The sequence below is a fragment of the Pseudoprimorskyibacter insulae genome, assembly GCF_900302505.1.
In the GTDB taxonomy this organism is placed as follows: Bacteria; Pseudomonadota; Alphaproteobacteria; order Rhodobacterales; family Rhodobacteraceae; genus Pseudoprimorskyibacter; species Pseudoprimorskyibacter insulae.
In genome coordinates, this window is sequence record NZ_OMOJ01000009.1 from 14853 (window position 1) to 31709 (window position 16857).

The 16857-nt window shown below is 59.5% G+C and carries 14 protein-coding genes; 3 read left to right on the forward strand and 11 right to left on the reverse strand.

Annotated elements, in window-relative coordinates:
* Positions 1-1189 precede the first annotated feature (1189 nt).
* From repC to PRI8871_RS15825, 4 genes are all read right to left on the reverse strand, one after another.
* The gene (repC, locus tag PRI8871_RS15810) at positions 1190-2401 is read right to left on the reverse strand and encodes a plasmid replication protein RepC (RefSeq protein ID WP_108887211.1); all 1212 of its coding nucleotides are present in this window, start codon (positions 2399-2401) and stop codon (positions 1190-1192) included.
* A 213-nt stretch (positions 2402-2614) separates the two neighbouring features.
* A complete protein-coding gene (gene repB, locus PRI8871_RS15815) occupies positions 2615-3544 on the reverse strand; it encodes a plasmid partitioning protein RepB (protein WP_089963198.1) in 930 nt (309 codons plus the stop codon).
* Positions 3528-4721 (reverse strand): plasmid partitioning protein RepA, encoded by a 1194-nt coding sequence (gene repA / locus PRI8871_RS15820; RefSeq protein WP_009827042.1) that lies wholly within the window; start codon positions 4719-4721, stop codon positions 3528-3530. The genes repB and repA overlap by 17 nt, the downstream gene beginning before the upstream one ends.
* A 134-nt stretch (positions 4722-4855) precedes the next feature.
* Entirely contained in the window at positions 4856-5737 is an 882-nt protein-coding gene (locus PRI8871_RS15825) for a recombinase family protein (RefSeq protein WP_108887212.1), read from the reverse strand.
* A 226-nt stretch (positions 5738-5963) separates the two neighbouring features.
* Here PRI8871_RS15825 and PRI8871_RS15830 point away from each other — a divergent pair, with 226 nt between their 5' ends.
* A complete protein-coding gene (locus PRI8871_RS15830) occupies positions 5964-7031 on the forward strand; it encodes a hypothetical protein (RefSeq protein WP_108887213.1) in 1068 nt (355 codons plus the stop codon).
* Between the two features lie 27 nt (positions 7032-7058).
* Here PRI8871_RS15830 and PRI8871_RS19685 read toward each other — a convergent pair whose 3' ends face one another.
* Complete coding sequence (locus tag PRI8871_RS19685) at positions 7059-7541, reverse strand: substrate binding domain-containing protein (protein WP_219929033.1); 483 nt, start codon at positions 7539-7541, stop codon at positions 7059-7061.
* A gap of 21 nt (positions 7542-7562) precedes the next feature.
* Between PRI8871_RS19685 and PRI8871_RS19690 the strand changes: the two genes are divergently transcribed.
* Together PRI8871_RS19690 and PRI8871_RS15840 are read left to right on the forward strand one after the other, a co-directional pair.
* Complete coding sequence (locus PRI8871_RS19690; protein WP_181389494.1) at positions 7563-7937, forward strand: kynureninase/PvdN C-terminal domain-containing protein; 375 nt, start codon at positions 7563-7565, stop codon at positions 7935-7937.
* Between the two features lie 266 nt (positions 7938-8203).
* On the forward strand, positions 8204-9406 hold the full coding sequence (locus PRI8871_RS15840; RefSeq protein ID WP_108887215.1) for an aminopeptidase P family protein: 1203 nt from the start codon (positions 8204-8206) through the stop codon (positions 9404-9406).
* 39 nt (positions 9407-9445) lie between these two features.
* Here PRI8871_RS15840 and PRI8871_RS15845 read toward each other — a convergent pair whose 3' ends face one another.
* Genes PRI8871_RS15845 through hutI form a run of 6 tightly spaced genes read right to left on the reverse strand, consistent with a single transcriptional unit; the run spans position 9446 to position 16804 of the window.
* Entirely contained in the window at positions 9446-10522 is a 1077-nt protein-coding gene (locus PRI8871_RS15845) for a GlxA family transcriptional regulator (RefSeq protein WP_228069645.1), read from the reverse strand.
* Between the two features lie 42 nt (positions 10523-10564).
* The gene (locus PRI8871_RS15850; RefSeq protein WP_108887216.1) at positions 10565-11605 is read right to left on the reverse strand and encodes an aromatic ring-hydroxylating dioxygenase subunit alpha; all 1041 of its coding nucleotides are present in this window, start codon (positions 11603-11605) and stop codon (positions 10565-10567) included.
* A 3-nt stretch (positions 11606-11608) separates the two neighbouring features.
* Positions 11609-13279 (reverse strand): urocanate hydratase, encoded by a 1671-nt coding sequence (gene hutU, locus PRI8871_RS15855; protein WP_108887217.1) that lies wholly within the window; start codon positions 13277-13279, stop codon positions 11609-11611.
* Positions 13276-14076, reverse strand: a complete 801-nt coding sequence (gene hutG / locus PRI8871_RS15860; RefSeq protein ID WP_108887218.1) for an N-formylglutamate deformylase — start codon at positions 14074-14076, stop codon at positions 13276-13278. Before hutG ends, hutU begins: the two co-directional genes overlap by 4 nt.
* A complete protein-coding gene (gene hutH, locus PRI8871_RS15865) occupies positions 14073-15614 on the reverse strand; it encodes a histidine ammonia-lyase (protein ID WP_072704124.1) in 1542 nt (513 codons plus the stop codon). The genes hutG and hutH overlap by 4 nt, the downstream gene beginning before the upstream one ends.
* Positions 15611-16804 (reverse strand): imidazolonepropionase, encoded by a 1194-nt coding sequence (hutI, locus tag PRI8871_RS15870; protein WP_072704121.1) that lies wholly within the window; start codon positions 16802-16804, stop codon positions 15611-15613. Before hutI ends, hutH begins: the two co-directional genes overlap by 4 nt.
* Positions 16805-16857 lie beyond the last annotated feature (53 nt).

A 16857-nucleotide genomic window follows, 5' to 3' on the forward strand; every position in this document is an offset into this window, starting at 1 on the left:
GGCAGACCGGAACCCGGCCCGGACCCATCTGAGGGACCCCAAAGGCCCTCATCCGTCAGTCACAAAACCCGAAGAACACTTTCACTTTTCGTGGACCAAACCCATGAAACACCCAACCGCCACCGAACTGTACTGGTACGACGGGATCAGAACTTCCACAGGGCCCATCGGCTAGACCTGTGGCGGCTCCTTCTTCACGAGATAGCCCAAACCGCTCAATCGGCCCGCAACTGCCAACTTCTTTATAAAGCGTGCTGATGCTTTGGCTTCCCGCCGATGTAGCGGATCGGCACCCTGGAAAGGGAAACCATGTCGATGATGGCTGTTATGGGCATAATTTCCCATCGCGAACACTAAAACACAATAACCCATTGTTATTAAATCGCTTTCATCCACCGGATGGATCAGATCATTCCGCAACCAACATCAAAGCACTCTTTTGAAGAGTTCGGGTGTCATGAAATCAAGAGATTAAGTTGCACCCGCTGTTCTGCGATGTCCTCGCCGTCCACTACGACCAAATCAGTGGAACGCGGGACCGCTGGCAACCAGCTGCTGCGCTTGAGGAACCGATTGCCTCGCTGGCCATGTCGCCATTATCGAAGTGACTGAGAAGTTACCGGCTCCCCGCGTGCGGGAATTCGAGGATCGAGCCCTTGGTCAAACGGTTTTGGCAACCATCGATCGTCTGCTCCTTGTGCGCTGCGGCCCGTAGCCACGATATCATGCAACAGACATCCACAACCTACCTCTCAGGCATTAGCACCGATGAAGGCCAAGGGAATATCCGAGGCCAGGACCCAAATCGCCGTCAGCAGGCGCCGGATAGCGTAGAACCAATTGTTCAGGGTATTCATCTTCAGATCTCAGACATCGAAAAGGGCAGGGGCCGCGGAGGCGCGCAACTGCTAGGTTGGCTACAGCGCAACGCTCTGTATGTTCTTCACTAGCCGCCTTTGCGCTACTAGCAGCGATGGTCACCAGCTGAGGTTTTACCATGATGATCGGGATGCCCTCGTCATCAGATCTTCGCCGCGACGAAGGCGAAAGCCACTTTCACGATCTCAAATACCGCCACACCTCAACCCCCTAACTTTTCTCTCTCGAACACCGTTTGTGTGCCGAGAGCCTGCTTAACAGCTGTTAAGTTATGCCATGCCCGCCGCACGAGATCGGAGTTTAACAGCTGTTAAGCCGCGTTCCGCCGGCCAATCAATGCCATGACCATTGGGCCACAGGAAAACTCGCCTGCCGCAGCTTTGGCAGTCAGAGCTCGCAAGTATCCACCAGGCGATCTTATGTCGGCGAAGCGTTCCAGCATGGCAGCAACGACGATCGACGCTTGCTCCGGACCCATGAACCGCTGTGCTTCTTCCCATGCAGACGCACTGATGCCCATGGCTGGCCGCACATGGCACGCCGCATCGAAGAGCTGATGCCAATGCCGGATCTCACCTTGGTAGAAGGTCTTGAGCGAGGGACATGCCGCGATCACTAGGTGCAGCGGGATCTTTGGCAGGTGTCTTGTGTCCTGTTCATCAACGTCAGCCACCGGCTCATTCGTGTCCACATCTGGCACACCCGCCGCCGCCCCGCTTTTTTCTAAAGCAGGTTCAGGATCTATAGATTCTTTATTTGAATTATGATGGTGACGCTCAGATTGGGCATCATTGGTGTTCATTTCTTCTGTTTCAGGGCCATCAATGATGTTGCGTGCCTGGTCAAGGAGAGCTTCAAGGTCGGCTCGATAGGCCGCGAGGTCCTCAACTGAAAGCTTGCGGCGAAGCGCGCGGGCTGTGAGGGCAGCCCTGTCGCGAAGCTGATCCCAGAAGCCTAGGCCTGGCTGCATCTCGTCTCCGAACTCGGCGAGGGCCGCGAGATCGCGGCGCATGAGGCTTACGACCTCTCTCAGGCGCCTGACGCGCTCCTCAGCCTCACGTACGGCCTCTGCGGCCCGTGCTATCTCCTCGGACTGACAGTAGAGCGGGGAAAGATCGAAGCCAAAGGCAACGCGGTCTTCGCCGTGCTTACGGACGTAGCGCTTCCCATTGGGGCTATCGCGCCGCTGGAGCAAGCCAGCCTCGACAAGACGCGCGAGGTGACGACGCATCGTGGAGCAGGGCATACCATTCAGGCGCTCACAGATCGCCTTGTTCGAGGGGAAGACGACCATCTCGGCGTTCCCGCCAAGCGCATCGTCCGGAAAGAAGCTGAGGAGCCCCTGCAAAACCGTCAGATCACGTTCCGAGACCCCAAAGGCCGCTTGCGCCTTGGAGAGCTCGCGCAGGAGTTCCCACTTGTTAACGGGTCTGGCTGGAACAGATGCCTCGGGTCGCTCAATGACGCGCAAATGGGCGTGCGAAATTGGCCGCATAAACGGCGAGATTGGTGTGTACTCCATGAAAATGTCCACGAAGACAAAAATTCTAGGGCCCGCGAATCGCTTTGCGCTTGCGGGGTAGGGGCCAGAACGCTACATTCAGAAGTGCGAAAACTGAGATTTTGTAGCGGGCTGATCCCGGTGCGAAACCTTACAAAGGTCTCGTGAAGCTAGCTTCTCGGGGCCTTTTTCTTTTTGCCTGTATCGTGCCTCCTTCTTGTTGGTTGCTCTTCCTCAGTCTCCTGAACGCTTCCAGCGCTCATGAAGCTCGGTAATCAGCTTTGGGGCGTTGCCCTCCAACCAGCTGATAAAATCAGGTTCATCCGTAGTTAGATCAAGTTTGAGCTGCTTGCCTTGGCGGCTGGTCTTGACCGTCGCAGCTCCAACACCGGGGATCGCCAAAGCAGGCACACCCTTTCTAGACGGGCTTGCTTTCTTTTCTGCGCTCTTCGCAGCTGCCAGAACTGCGAGAAACGCACGCTCAGAAACCTCATCGACCGAGCCGGAACTTCCGGACTTGGCTGCATGAGCTATGGCTAGCAGTTGGTCCCGATTACCGTCGTAGGCACCCAAAGCCTTTTTGAGCTCTTCCCATCTCGGGCGACCAATCCCAGGAGCTGCACCAATTGCCTGGATGAGATCCTCGCCGACCGTCCGAACGACACTCAAGAGCTGTGAAACCCCAGCTTCGTGGAGGTTAAGGACTTCGGCGACACCACGATTGGTGCGCTCAGCCCCTTCCAAATGGTCGCCGTCTAGAAGCGCCGTCGCTACTAGCGCACGTTCAATAAAGCTCAGATCACGACGCTCTTGGTTCTCGAGAAGCTGATCTCGAAGCGCTTGATCACCTTCAACCTCTGTGACGATGGCTCGAACTTTGATACCGAGTTCGCGACATGCTTCCAAGCGTCTGCGGCCATAGATCAGGTTGTAGCGATCGCCTTCCAGTGGGCGGACCAAGACAGGCACACGCTGACCGTTCTTGGAAATAGAGTTCTTCAGGCCCTCAACTTCAATCTGAAGCCTGTCATCCAACCGTCCTTCGGTAACAATCTGCGCCGGATCGATCTCAAAAACACCGCCACGCAGTCGGCGCCCTTCAAGAGCGTCAGGAGCGTTGCGAAGGGTCTGCAGCGGCAGGCCAAGTTTAGGCTTTCTTGCCATTCCGCCCCCATGTGTTCTGGATGATTTCAGCGATCTCATCGTTCACTGCGTTCATAGACTCGATCGCACGATCAAACGTCTGACGCGTGAAGTCCTTCTTGTCAGCTTCGTATAGCGTTTGCTTGGTCAAGCCGGCATCAGAAATTGCGGTCGACTCAACCATGTGATTGGTCAGGACCGACCTCCCAAAGAGCCCGCGAATGAAGGCGATGACTTCGGTCTGTGGTGCGTCGCCGACTTTGTATCGCGTTGGCAAGAAGCGAAGCCAATCGAAGCGCAGATTTGCGCCTGCATCCCTGATTACTCCAAGGAGATCCGCAGTCATTCGCAGGAATTGGGACATCGACATAAGGTCAAGCATCTGCGGGTGAACCGTCACGAGCACACCAGAGGACGCGGAAAGTGCTGACATCGTCAAGAAACCAAGTTGCGGCGGACAGTCGATCACAACAACGTCGTAGTTCGCTTCAACACTATCGAGTGCGTCATGAACTCTCGCGAAGAACGCCTTCGCTCCGCCTCGCTGGATCGCAGCAGGCGTCTCGTGCTCGAACTCCATGAGTTCAAGGTTGCCCGGGATAAGATCAAGGCCGCGGATGTAGGTCTTGCGGATCACTTCGGCGATCGGAACCGGATCGTCATAGCGAACGGCATCATAGAGGGTTCCGCCCTCCATGAGGTCGAGTTCTGGCTGGATTCCGTGAAGAGCCGAAAGAGATGCTTGGGGGTCGAGATCGATCGCAAGAACCCTGTACCCCTTGAGCGCCAAGCGCTGAGCGAGGTGAGCAGACGTCGTCGTTTTGCCGGACCCGCCCTTGAAGTTCACCACTGAAATGACTTGAAGCTCGTCACCGTCGCGACGTCCAGGCACGTAAGTTCCAGACTTTTTTGCGTTTCCTTCAAGCGTCTGCCGGATTTCCCAGATATCGTCGAGCGTATAGCGGCGATGACTTCCAGCCGTCGTCTCGACGTCAACGATCTTTCCTTCTCGATGAAGCTTCCGAAGATAGGTATGGTCGACGCCAAGGAGCTCAGCAGCTTCGCCGCTGGTCAGAGTGCGCATCACCTTCTTTGCATCTGGTGGGAAGTGTGCAGCGCGCTGAGCATGCAGGTTCGACGCGAGAAGTTCCGCGTAGTGCCCGATGGCGATATCTAGATCCTGTTCTGCTTCGCTCATGTTTGCCCCGATCCGTGGGCGCGTTTTTTATGTGACCGCGCGTTATTTTTCGAGACTATTGCCCGAGCAGCCAGATTCGTGCAAGCACTTTCTAGATTTAGTGGCAATCCGTTAGGCCAACACAAGTGTCGTGTTCAGAGGAGCCCCAACTTTTCCGCACGCTCAAGCAGCATTTTGACCGAAGACGGCTGCCAGCCAGTGCGGCCTCGAGGGGTGCGCTCACGCATGGCTTCCAACCGGTCGCAGATCGCTTGTAGCGTGATATCCGGGTCCGACCCTTTGATGGCCGCCACGATGGCCGGCAGGCGGTCATCGGTTTCGCGGCGTCCGGCGCGGCCAAGCACCTCGGCAGGAAGGAACCCGTCGCGCACATATGCCTTCACAGCGCGGAGCAGTCGGCTTTGTGTCCAATGGCGATCTGCGGGCAGGGGGCCATTGATGATCCGCAGCAGGTCTTCCCAGGCCATATCGGGGCGCAATCGGCGCACATGGGGCACCCAATCCTGCGCGGTCTCGTTGAGGCGCTCCATATAGCCGTCCTGTCGCGCCAGCCGCACCTTGCGCAGTGCGGCGGGGTCTTTGGCGCGCAGTCCAGGATTGCCACCAACGCGCCCTTTGGCCCGCGCAGAAGCAAGCCCGGCCTTGGTGCGTTCGCGGATCAGAGCGCGTTCGAACTCGGCCGCGGCGCCCAGAACCTGCAGCGTGAACTTGCCCTGTGGTGAGGATGTGTCGATCGGGTCTTGGAGCGAGCGGAAGAAAGCCCCCTTGGCCTCCAGACGCTCAATCACCTCAAGAAGGTGCGACAGCGACCGCGCGAGCCGATCGATTCGCACGACGACCAACGTGTCGCCGCTCTGGACACGTTCGAGCACCCGCGCGAGCACCGGCCGCGCACGATTGCCACCTGAGGCGTGTTCTTCGAATATCTCGACGCAACCCGCAGCTTGCATGGCCTCAGACTGGGGCAGGGGGGTCTGATCCTCTGTGGAAACGCGGGCATAGCCTATCAGGGGCATGAAATCGGGCCGTTTGCAATTTTAGGTATCGCTACTAAACGACCGTTTGTAAACGAATGCAAGCATGTGTTCTCTCGTCGGGCTGGGGCACAATCCCTTGGTTTCCTTGAGTAGAGCGCGAACTGAGAGGTTCCGCCGGCAGTCGCGCGCGCGTACTATATAAAGGGCGTGGGCAGCGGCCACAAAAACACTTGGGTAATGTGCAAAAGATAAGTATTTTGCAGATATGAAGACGCAAGCCCCTATTTTGACTGATGATTACGACGACCCCCTCATCACTACCGAGGAGGATGCAGAGGCTCATGGAGACGATCTCTGGTTTTTACCTGGGCCACTCGAGGAAGAGCCGGATGTTTTGCCTCCGGGGCCACGGGCGGAACCGCCCGACACTGCTGTCATCGAAGACTGGGCAAAGGCAGAAGGCGTTCACGCTGCGCGACTGGCAAGAGTGGCTGGACGCCTTGGAGCTCTGGATGACCGGCTGCTGCGCGGCCCGGAAGGCTGGCGACAGCGCCTCGCTCTTATCGAGGCAGCGGACCTCAGCTGGTTCGCAGGGGATCGGGTGAGCCCTGATCGGTTGGCGCTTTGGATTTCCATGCGATTGTCCGGCGTACAGGATGACCCAAATTCGCTGGTTCGGATCGGGTGGGCTGTCCGGCGCCTGACAGGTGGTCCGGGCCCGATGGTCGATTTGGCGGCTTTCCTAGACCGCCGCGATCCTGAAAACATGGAGGACAACTCGGAACGCTTCAAAGATCGCGCGAGCGGATGGCTGGACGTGATGATGGCTGCGGCCGATCTACATCCGATAACGTGCGCTTGCATGGGATTTCATCTCTGGAGCCTCGCGGGTCTCGTTCGGTACGGAGATAGGATCGAGGCAGCGGTCACCGCAGCCCGGGTCGCAGCCAGCGATGGGAGCGGTGCCATCTTCGCACCGTTGGCCATGGGTGGGGCAATGGGGCTGCGCGCTGATGGCACACCTGCCGAGCGCCTGGTGCGGTGGCTCGACGGGATGGAGACGGCATGTTTGACCGCTATGCGGCACCTTGATGGTGTTGAGGCATGGTCGGCGCGCGCGGATGCCGAGATGATTTCGCTCTCGGGCAAGACCTCGCGCGCTTTGCGCGCTGCACTAACCGAATGGCCGCTGATTTCCGCCCCGATGGCCGAGACCCTAACCGGTGCTAGCCGCGCCGCCGTCCAGCGTAACCTCGCCTGGATGGAGAGCAACGGATTGATAAGGGAAGTAACAGGGCAGGGTCGATTTCGCATGTGGCGGATTTCGTCCTAGACCGCACACGACTTAGAGGAACTTCGGCTACCCCTCCCACGGAAGTTCGCGACTTGCCGCAGTCAGTTGATCGAGAAACAGGCGCAGGCGCGTCGATTGAAACCGGTTCTGCGGATAAACGGCGTAAATTTCGCGTTTCGGGTAGGTCTCGTGATCCGCGAGCACGACCTCGAGTTCCCGGGTCTTCAGGTGGTCGGCGACATAAAAGATGGGTAGAATGACGATGCCCACACCGTGCAGGGCTGCGGTGCTCAATAGGACGCCGGAGTCCGCCTTGAAGCTGCCGCGTAAGGACACCTGACCTCTGTTCCCATCATCCATCGAATAGCGCCATTCGTGCACGCCGCTGTTTCCGGTGAATGCAAGCACGTTGTGGGTAGCAAGGTCATCGGGCCGTGCCGGGCGGCCGTGCGCCTCAAGGTAGGCCTGACTTGCACACAGAACAAACGGGCAGGACGCCATGCGCCGCGCAATCAGCGTGCTGTCGTCGAGCGTGCCGATCCGCACCACAAGGTCAAATCCTTCGCGCTTTTGTCGGTTGCATTGGACATCTGGGACAAGGCCGACATGGGCGAGGTTCACGCCAAGTCCATCGAACTGCCAGAGTTGTTCATCCGCGAGGTTGAAGCCCGATGCCCCGGCCTGAAGTTGGTCAGCCCGCGCGATCCGGCCGCGCGCGGCAGCCACGTGTCCTTCGCATTCGAGCACGGCTATGCCGCCATGCAAGTGTTGATCGCTGACAACGTGATTGGTGATTTTCGGGCCCCTGACGTCATGCGCTTTGGCATCACACCGCTGTTCGTGAATGAGGCCGATATCATCGATGCCGTCGACAAGCTGGAACGCATCCTTGAGGAAGAACGCTTTAAGGACGCGGAATTCCAGAAACGCGAGTTGGTCACGTAGACTCTCATCACGATGAGGCCAACGGCTCGGATAACGCAGAAAAAATTGGCTGAAGAATTGCCAAAAGCGACATGAAGTGGCGTGAAGGTGTTAGCCGGGTTGCGTGTCAGTATCTTACCAGCGCGACAAGGGTCGGCGATGGCGTCGCCAGCACAAAGTGCACACCCTCTTTCACCATCCTGAACGCCGGGATCTTGCTTTGTCGTTTGCGCGATGAGGAGAGATTTCCATCTCCATCGCTCAAACGCTTGATAGGAGTTGGATTTATGGAGCGTCCACAACATTACCGCTTTCACCAGGGTCAGAAGACCCTGCCGTTTTCAGATGCCGAATATGAGGCGCGCCTGCGCAAACTGCGCGCGCAGATGGCTGAGATGGGCGTCGACGCTTGCGTCCTGACGTCGATGCACAACGTCGCCTATTATTCAGGTTTCCTCTATTGTTCCTTTGGTCGTCCCTACGCACAGGTTGTGACGCCCACTGAAACCGTGACCTTCAGCGCTGGCATCGACGCGGCGCAGCCGTGGCGGCGCGGTTATGGCGACAACATCACCTACACCGACTGGCAGCGGAACAACTACTGGCGCGCGATCCAGTCCGTGACAGGGTCGGGCAAGGTCATTGGCTTTGAAGGCGATCACATATCCTTCGCGCAGTTGGGTTTGCTGGATGAATTCCTGTCCCCGTCGGCGAAGAAAGACATCGCACCCACGACGATGAAACTGCGTATGCACAAGTCTGCGGCTGAGATTGAACTGATCCGCGCAGGTGCTGCGACCGCTGACGTGGGTGGCTATGCGATCAAGGATGCGATCAAAGCAGGCGTCCGCGAAGTCGATGTGGCGATGGCAGGCCGTGATGCCATGGAGTTGGAAATCGCCCGGCGTTTTCCGGACAGCGAGATCCGCGATACCTGGGTCTGGTTCCAGTCCGGCATCAACACCGATGGGGCCCACAACCCGGTGACAACCCGCGTTCTGGAGCGTGGCGATATCCTGTCGCTCAACACCTTCCCGATGATCTCAGGCTACTACACCGCGCTGGAACGGACATTGTTTGTTGAAGAAGTTGACGCCGCCAGTCTGAAAATCTGGGAAGCCAACGTCGCCGCGCATGAGCTAGGCATTAGCCTGCTGAAGCCGGGTGCAACTTGCGCCGAGGTTACGCACAAGATCAACGATTTCTTTGCAGAGCATGATCTGCTGCAGTACCGGAGCTTTGGGTACGGCCATTCCTTCGGCGTTCTGTCGCACTACTATGGCCGCGAGGCGGGTCTGGAGTTACGCGAGGACATCGATACGGTGCTTGAGCCGGGCATGGTGATCTCGATGGAGCCGATGCTGACCATTCCCGAAGGTCAGCCCGGGGCAGGCGGCTACCGCGAGCATGACATCCTTGTCATCACCGAGGATGGCAACGAAAACATCACGGGTTATCCGTACGGCCCTGAGTTCAACGTGGTTGGCTAGTTTGCAGACATCTGAAGTGAGCAATAACTATTGCTCACTTCATTCACTTTTCTGTTTGTTTTTCTGGTGCGCAGAAGGAGAGTTTCCAAACCGGTCCTTGTAGTGGCGGGAAAGTACTCCAGTAGAACTGAACCCGCTCGCAATGGCAATTTCCGCAACAGTCATATCAGTTTCAACGACAAGTGCGCGTGCTCGATCCAGCCGGATGTTGCGGTACGCAATCATGGGGCTTTCCCCCAAATATTGCTTGAATTGACGCTCGATCTGTCGACGAGACAGCCCGGTTATCTCACTCAGCTCATCAAAGGATACCGGCTCTTCGATATTGTTGTACATCGCCTGAACGACCTGAACCAATTTGGCGTTGCGGGTACTTAGCGCGCGAGCAAGTGAGGACCTTTGTGCTGCGTGCGGTGCCAATTCACCGTAGTTGAGGCACATGTCAGAGACGACAATCGCGAAATCCCGACCATAATCGCGCTGGATGATCGAAAGCATCATCTCGGTTGCAGCAGCACCGCCACCACATGTCCAGAGATCACCGTCAATCTCGAACCGCTTCGGCGAAGGGATCAAGTCAGGATACCTTTCCACAAACCCGGGCTGGTTTTCCCAATGCATGGTGAAGATGCGATCGTTCAGCAAACCTGCACGTGCAAGAGTGGCGGCGCCCGTACAAATCCCCCCGACCTTGCCACCAAAGCGGACGTGTTTGCGAAGCCGCGCAACCGTCGCGTCTGACGCCGCGTCCAACCCCTGATTGCCTGAGCAGACCAGCAAACGCAGGTCTTTTGGCAAGGAATCCAGGCTGCCATGGACGCTTACATCCATCCCGGAAGATGAGGTGATGGCCTGACCATTCTCGGAAAAAACGGTCCATCGATAGAGTGGCTTTTGCGCAAGCTGATTGGCGATACGCAGTGGATCAAGGGCAGCACTGAAGGCCAGCAGCGTGAAACGCGGCAAGAGCAAGAACCCCAGATCCAAAGGTACTTTGAAGTCTTCCACAGGGAAGAAAAACGCACCTTCCGGGACTACTTCAGGTCCGAGGCCAAGATCAGGGTCATTTTGGTTCACCACAACGGCAATGCTAATGGCCCGAGCGGCCTTGTCCAAGCCGACATCGAGAATTTGGGGTGGACCCAGTGGCACATACCGCTATTCGGCCATTTGCCGGTCGACTTGTCGTTCTTCGTTGATCATGGCCTGCAACTGGCGGCGGAAGCGCAATTGCCCGCCGTCAATGGGCAGATCAATATGTGGCGAGGTCTTGTTGCTCATGCCCTTTTGCACTTCGTTCAGCACGTCCCTGTCCTCTTCGAAAGCGTGCTGAACGTCTTCGGACATCATCCTGGAAAGCTCGTCGTCATCGGGCCTGATGTTGCGCAATTGGAACCAGTAATAGCGCGTCCGCCCCTCATCTGTGGGGGTCATGAAATTGTAGCTGTCCATGATGAAGGTGTTTTCGTGCAACGAACCGTCCGGCCCTCCGGTGCCGGCGGGGGTGAACACCGCCTTGATGAGCGCATGGGACGGATAGCGCACTTCGTAATGCTGAAGGCGGTCGCAGTTGCCCTCGAACTCCACCACTTTTCTGTAAAATGGCGCGGGTTCGTGATCCATCATCCAGCGGTGCACGATCACGCCATTTTCGGTTTTGGTGATCCGCAGCGGCGTGTCCTTGGTGGCGTCCGCGGCAAAGCTGCTTTGGTGCACCCATGCCACGTGGGTCGGATCCAGCAGGTTGTCGCACATCAGCAGATAGTTGCAGTCCAGTTCCATCGCGGCACCGCGATTGATGCCCCAGGCCGGGTTGTCGTAATTCTCGATCTCGAAGATGTCGGCCGGATCGGCCAGCGCGGGGTTACCCATCCAGATCCAGACCAGCCCGTATTTTTCGTGCAACGGATAGGCGTGCACCTTGGCATTGGACGGGATTCCGCCGGATCCGGGCGCCCAGACGCATTGGCCGACGCAGTTGAATGTCAGGCCGTGGTAGCCGCATTCGACAGTATCGCCTTTGATGCGCCCTTTGGACAGGGGCAGCTTGCGGTGGGGGCAGGCGTCTTCGAGGGCGACAAGCGCGCCAACCTCGCTGCGGAACACGCAGATTTTCTCGCCAAGCACCATGATCTGTTGCAAGTCGCGGGTTATATCATGATCCCAGGCGGCGACGTACCAGGCGTTTTTCAGGAACATGTGTTATCTCCCCAGAATGCCGGGCAAGTTCAGCCCTTTTTCGCGCGCGCAGTCCAGCGCGATGTCATAGCCCGCGTCGGCGTGGCGCATGACGCCGGTGGCCGGATCATTCCACAGGACATTGGCGATCCGGCGATCCGCGTCTTCGGTGCCATCACAGCAGATCACCATGCCGGAGTGTTGCGAGAACCCCATGCCGACGCCGCCGCCGTGGTGCAGCGACACCCATGTCGCGCCGCCTGCGACGTTCAGCATCGCATTCAGGAGTGGCCAGTCTGAAACCGCGTCAGAGCCGTCTTTCATCGCCTCGGTTTCGCGGTTGGGCGAAGCCACCGACCCACTGTCCAGGTGATCGCGGCCAATGACCACAGGTGCCGACAACTCGCCATTGCGCACCATCTCGTTGAAAGCAAGGCCGAGCTTGTCGCGCAGGCCCAGACCGACCCAGCAGATGCGGGCGGGCAGGCCCTGAAACGCGATCCGCTCGCGCGCCATATCGAGCCAGTTGTGCAGATGCGGGTCGTCGATCAGTTCCTTGACCTTGGCATCGGTCTTGTAGATGTCCTCGGGATCACCCGACAGCGCGCACCAGCGGAACGGCCCGACGCCGCGGCAAAACAGCGGGCGGATATAGGCGGGCACGAAGCCGGGGAAGGCAAAGGCGTTCTCAAGCCCTTCCTCCTGCGCGACCTGACGGATGTTGTTGCCATAGTCCAGCGTCGGCACGCCTGCGTTCCAGAAATCGACCATCGCCGCGACCTGGATCTTCATCGAGGCGCGCGCGGCAGCCTCGACAGCCTTGGGATCGCTTTCCTGCTTTTCGCGCCACTCCGCAACGCTCCAGCCTTGGGGCAGGTAGCCGTGGACCGGATCGTGGGCCGAGGTCTGGTCGGTGACCATATCCGGCCTGACGCCGCGCTTGACCAGTTCGGGGAAAACATCGGCGGCGTTGCCGATCAGAGCCACGGACTTGGCTTCACCCGCCGCAGTCCAGCGCTCAATCATCGCAAGCGCTTCGTCCAGATCGTGCGTTTTCTCATCCACATAGCGCGTGCGAAGACGGAAATCGGCGCGGGTCTCGTCGCATTCGACAGCCAGACAGCATGCACCCGCCATCACCGCGGCCAGCGGCTGCGCGCCGCCCATGCCGCCAAGACCCCCAGTTAAGATCCACCGACCTTTCAGGTTGCCTTCATAATGCTGGCGGCCCGCTTCCATGAAGGTTTCATAGGTGCCCTGCACGATGCCCTGCGTGCCGATGTAGATCCACGACCCGGCGGTCATCTGGCCGTACATCGCCAGGCCCTTTTTATCCAACTCGTTGAAATGATCCCAGGTGGCCCAATGCGGCACTAGATTGGAGTTGGCGATCAACACGCGCGGCGCATCCTTGTGCGTGTTGAACACGCCTACGGGTTTGCCCGATTGCACCAGCAGCGTTTGTGTATCGTCCAGATCCTTGAGCGCCGCGACGATGGCGTCAAAGTCTTCCCAGGTGCGCGCGGCACGGCCGATGCCGCCGTAAACGACCAGCTCGTGCGGGTTTTCAGCTACATCGGGATGCAGGTTGTTCATCAGCATCCGCATGGGTGCCTCGGTGAGCCAGCTTTTGGCGGTGATCTCGGGGCCGGTCGGGGGGTATATGTCGCGCAGGTTGTGGCGGGGGTTGGTCATGATGTGCCTCCTAGGGTCGGGGCCAGATCGGCCAGAGTGGTCAGGATTTCGGCCAGATGCGGGCGCAGCTTTGCCGCTTTGGTTTCGTCATAGGCCCAGGGTGCGGCTTCGTCTTGCAGGTAGGTGGACTGTGCCAGTTCTATCTGGATTGCATGGACGCCCTGTGCGGGCTGGCCATAATGCCGCGTGGTCCAGCCGCCCTTGAACCGGCCATTGGACGTGCTGGAATAGTCAGCGGCCCTTTCGCAGATCTGACGTGCGGATTGCTCAACGGCTGGCGCACAGGTGCGCCCCTGGTTCGTGCCGATGTTGAAATCCGGCAAGGTGCCTTCAAACAGGAACGGAATGCGCGACCGGATCGAGTGGCAATCATACAGGATCGCGCAGCCGTGCAAGGCATGCACGCGCTTCAGCTCGGCTTCCAGCGCCGCGTGATAGGGCGCGTGAAAAGCCGCGCGGCGGGTGTCGATATCCGTCGCCGTGGGCGGTTCGGCCCAGATCGCGGCACCGTCGAAATCGGTGAGCGGGACCAGGCTTGTCGTGTTCTGGCCGGGATAAAGGCTTTCCCCCTGCGGATCACGATTGGCGTCGATCACGTAGCGATGGAAATTGGCGGTAACGGTCGTCGCGTCGGGCAGCAAGCCCGCATAGAGCCGGTCGATATGCCAATCTGTATCCGCCAGCTTGCGGCCATTTTCGTTCAACGTCGCCATGATGGCGTCAGGAACGAAGGTGCCTGTGTGCGGCAGGCCCAGAACGACAGGGCCGCTGCCCTGGGTAACGGAAACCGGATTCATGCCGCGTACCCTCTGACAAAGGCAGGCAGGTCCACAGACGCGGCCAACGCACCGTTTTCCACCAGAGCAGCGGCCGCCTCAAGTGAGGGCGCCATGTAGCGGTCTTCGGCAAGGCTGGGCACGGCCTCGCGCAAGGTTGCCATCGCCACCTGAAGCGGTGCGCTGGTTTGCAGGGGCGCGCGGAATTCGATGCCCTGCGCACCGCACATCGCCTCCACCCCGAGGATCACGTTCAGGTTCGCGTTCATCCGCAACAGGCGGCGCGCGGCATGGGCTGCCATGCTCACGTGATCTTCCTGGTTGGCAGAGGTGGGCGTACTGTCGGTGGTGCAGGGGTTCGCCAGATGCTTGTTTTCGCTCATCAATGCGGCAGTCGTCACCTCGGCGATCATCAGGCCGGAGTTGAGGCCGGGATCAGGCGTCAGGAAGGGCGGCAGATCAAAGCTGAGCGTTGGATCCACCATCAAAGCCACGCGCCGCTGTGCAATCGCGCCAATCTCGGAAATGGCGACAGCGATCTGATCAGCGGCAAAACCAACGGGCTCCGCGTGGAAATTCCCACCCGAGACGATCAGATCGTCCTCGACCAGAACCAACGGATTGTCGGTGACAGCGTTGGCCTCAACCTCAAGCGTGCGCGCCGCGAAATGCAGCAGGTCCATCGCGGCGCCCGTCACCTGTGGCTGGCAGCGGATGCAATAAGGGTCTTGCACGCGGGTGTCGCCGTCCTGGTGGCTTTCGCGGATTTCCGAGCCCTCCATCAGCGCGCGTTGGGCGCGGGCCACAGCGATCTGGCCGGCATGGCCGCGCAGGGTGTGGATGGCATCCTGCAAAGGCGCGGTGGAGCCCATGATCGCGTCGGTGGACAGCGCACAGGTCAGCACGCTGGTCGCGGCATTACGCCAGGCGCCCCACAGACCCACCAGCGCGCAAGCGGTCGAGAATTGCGTGCCGTTGATCAGGGCCAGCCCCTCTTTGGGACCCAGAACAATGGGCGTGATCCCCGCCTTGGCCAGCGCCTCACCGGCCGGCATGCGGGTGCCGTCATAGGTGGCTTCACCCTCTCCGATCATCGCTGCGGCCATATGGGCGAGCGGGGCCAGATCGCCGGACGCGCCAACCGACCCCTGGCTGGGAATCACCGGCGTGACGCCGCGCGCAAGCATGTCTTGAAGGATCTCGACTGTGGTCATGGCAACGCCAGAGGCACCGCGCCCCAGCGACAACAGCTTGAGCACCATCATCAGTCGCGTCGTGGGTTCGTCCAATGGCTCTCCCACACCGCAGCAGTGGGACAGGATCAGGTTGCGCTGCAGAGTGGCCACGTCTTTTGCCGCGATCTTGACGCTGGCCAGTTTGCCAAACCCAGTGTTGACGCCGTAAACCGCCGCGTCACCGTTGGCGGCCTTTGTCACCAGTTTCTGCGCAGCGGCGATGCCGGCATGGCAGGCAGGGTCTAGCGCGACAGCATGGCCTTTGGCCCAGATGTCCTGCAACTGGGCCAGGGTTGCGGCACCCGGCGTAAGCGTGATTGTCATAGCGATCCCCTGAAGATGCGTTGGTGAAGCGGGTTGAACCCAATGCGGTAGGCAAGTTCTGCCGGGTGGGTCACGTCCCAGACACACAGATCGGCCTGCGCCCCTGCGGTGATGCGCCCGCGATCGGCCATGCCCAAAGCCGCCGCCGCATGGGCGGTCATACCCAGCAAGGCCTCAAGCGGTGTCATGCGAAACAGCGTGCAGGCCATGTTCATCGCCAGCAGGGGCGAGGTCAGCGGGGATGAGCCGGGGTTGCAATCGGTGGCCAGCGCCATCGGCACGCCGTGATTGCGAAAGGACTGGATCGGCGGGCTTTGGGTTTCGCGCAGGGTGTAGAACGCGCCGGGCAGCACGACAGCCACCGTGCCAGACGCCGCCAGGGCTTGCGCATCCGCATCGGTGGCATATTCCACATGATCCGCGCTGAGCGCGCCGTATTCTGCGGCAAGCTGCGTGCCGCCGATGTTTGACAACTGCTCGGCATGCAGCTTGACCGGCAGCCCCAATTCCACGGCGACGTCAAAGACGCGGGCGATCTGGCCTGTGTCAAAGGCGATGCCCTCGCAAAACCCATCCACCGCATCGACCAGCCCTTCGGCATGGGCGGCGCGCAGGGTGGGAATGCAGATCTCGTCGATATAGGCGTCGGGCCTGCCCTTGTATTCGGGCGGCACAGCATGGGCACCAAGAAAGCTGGTGCGCACTTCGACAGGCCGCGCCTGCGCGATCTGACGGGCCACGCGCAGCATCTTCAACTCGGTGTCCTGATTCAGACCGTAGCCGGACTTCACCTCGATCAGGGTGATGCCTTCCGCGATCAGAGCGTCCACGCGGGTCAGCGCATCGGCCAAGAGCGCGTCCTCGGAGGCCGCGCGGGTTGCCGACACGGTGGATACGATCCCGCCGCCTGCGCGGGCCACCTCTTCATAACTGGCTCCGTTCAGGCGCAGCTCAAACTCCGCCGCCCGGTTGCCACCAAAGACAACATGCGTGTGACAGTCGATCAGCGCGGGCGTGACAAGCCGTCCGCCCAGATCATGCGTTTGCGCGTCGGCATAGGCTGCGGGACGCTCTGCCGCCCGACCGACCCAGGCAATGCGGGCATTCGCAAGGGCAATCGCGCCGTCTTCGATCAGACCGTAGGTCTGGTTGTCTTTCAGTGTCGCGATCGTGGCATTCGTCAGGAGCATGGCCGACTCACTTGCAAATTACGGTGCTTAATGTCTTTATGTGCGTACATAAT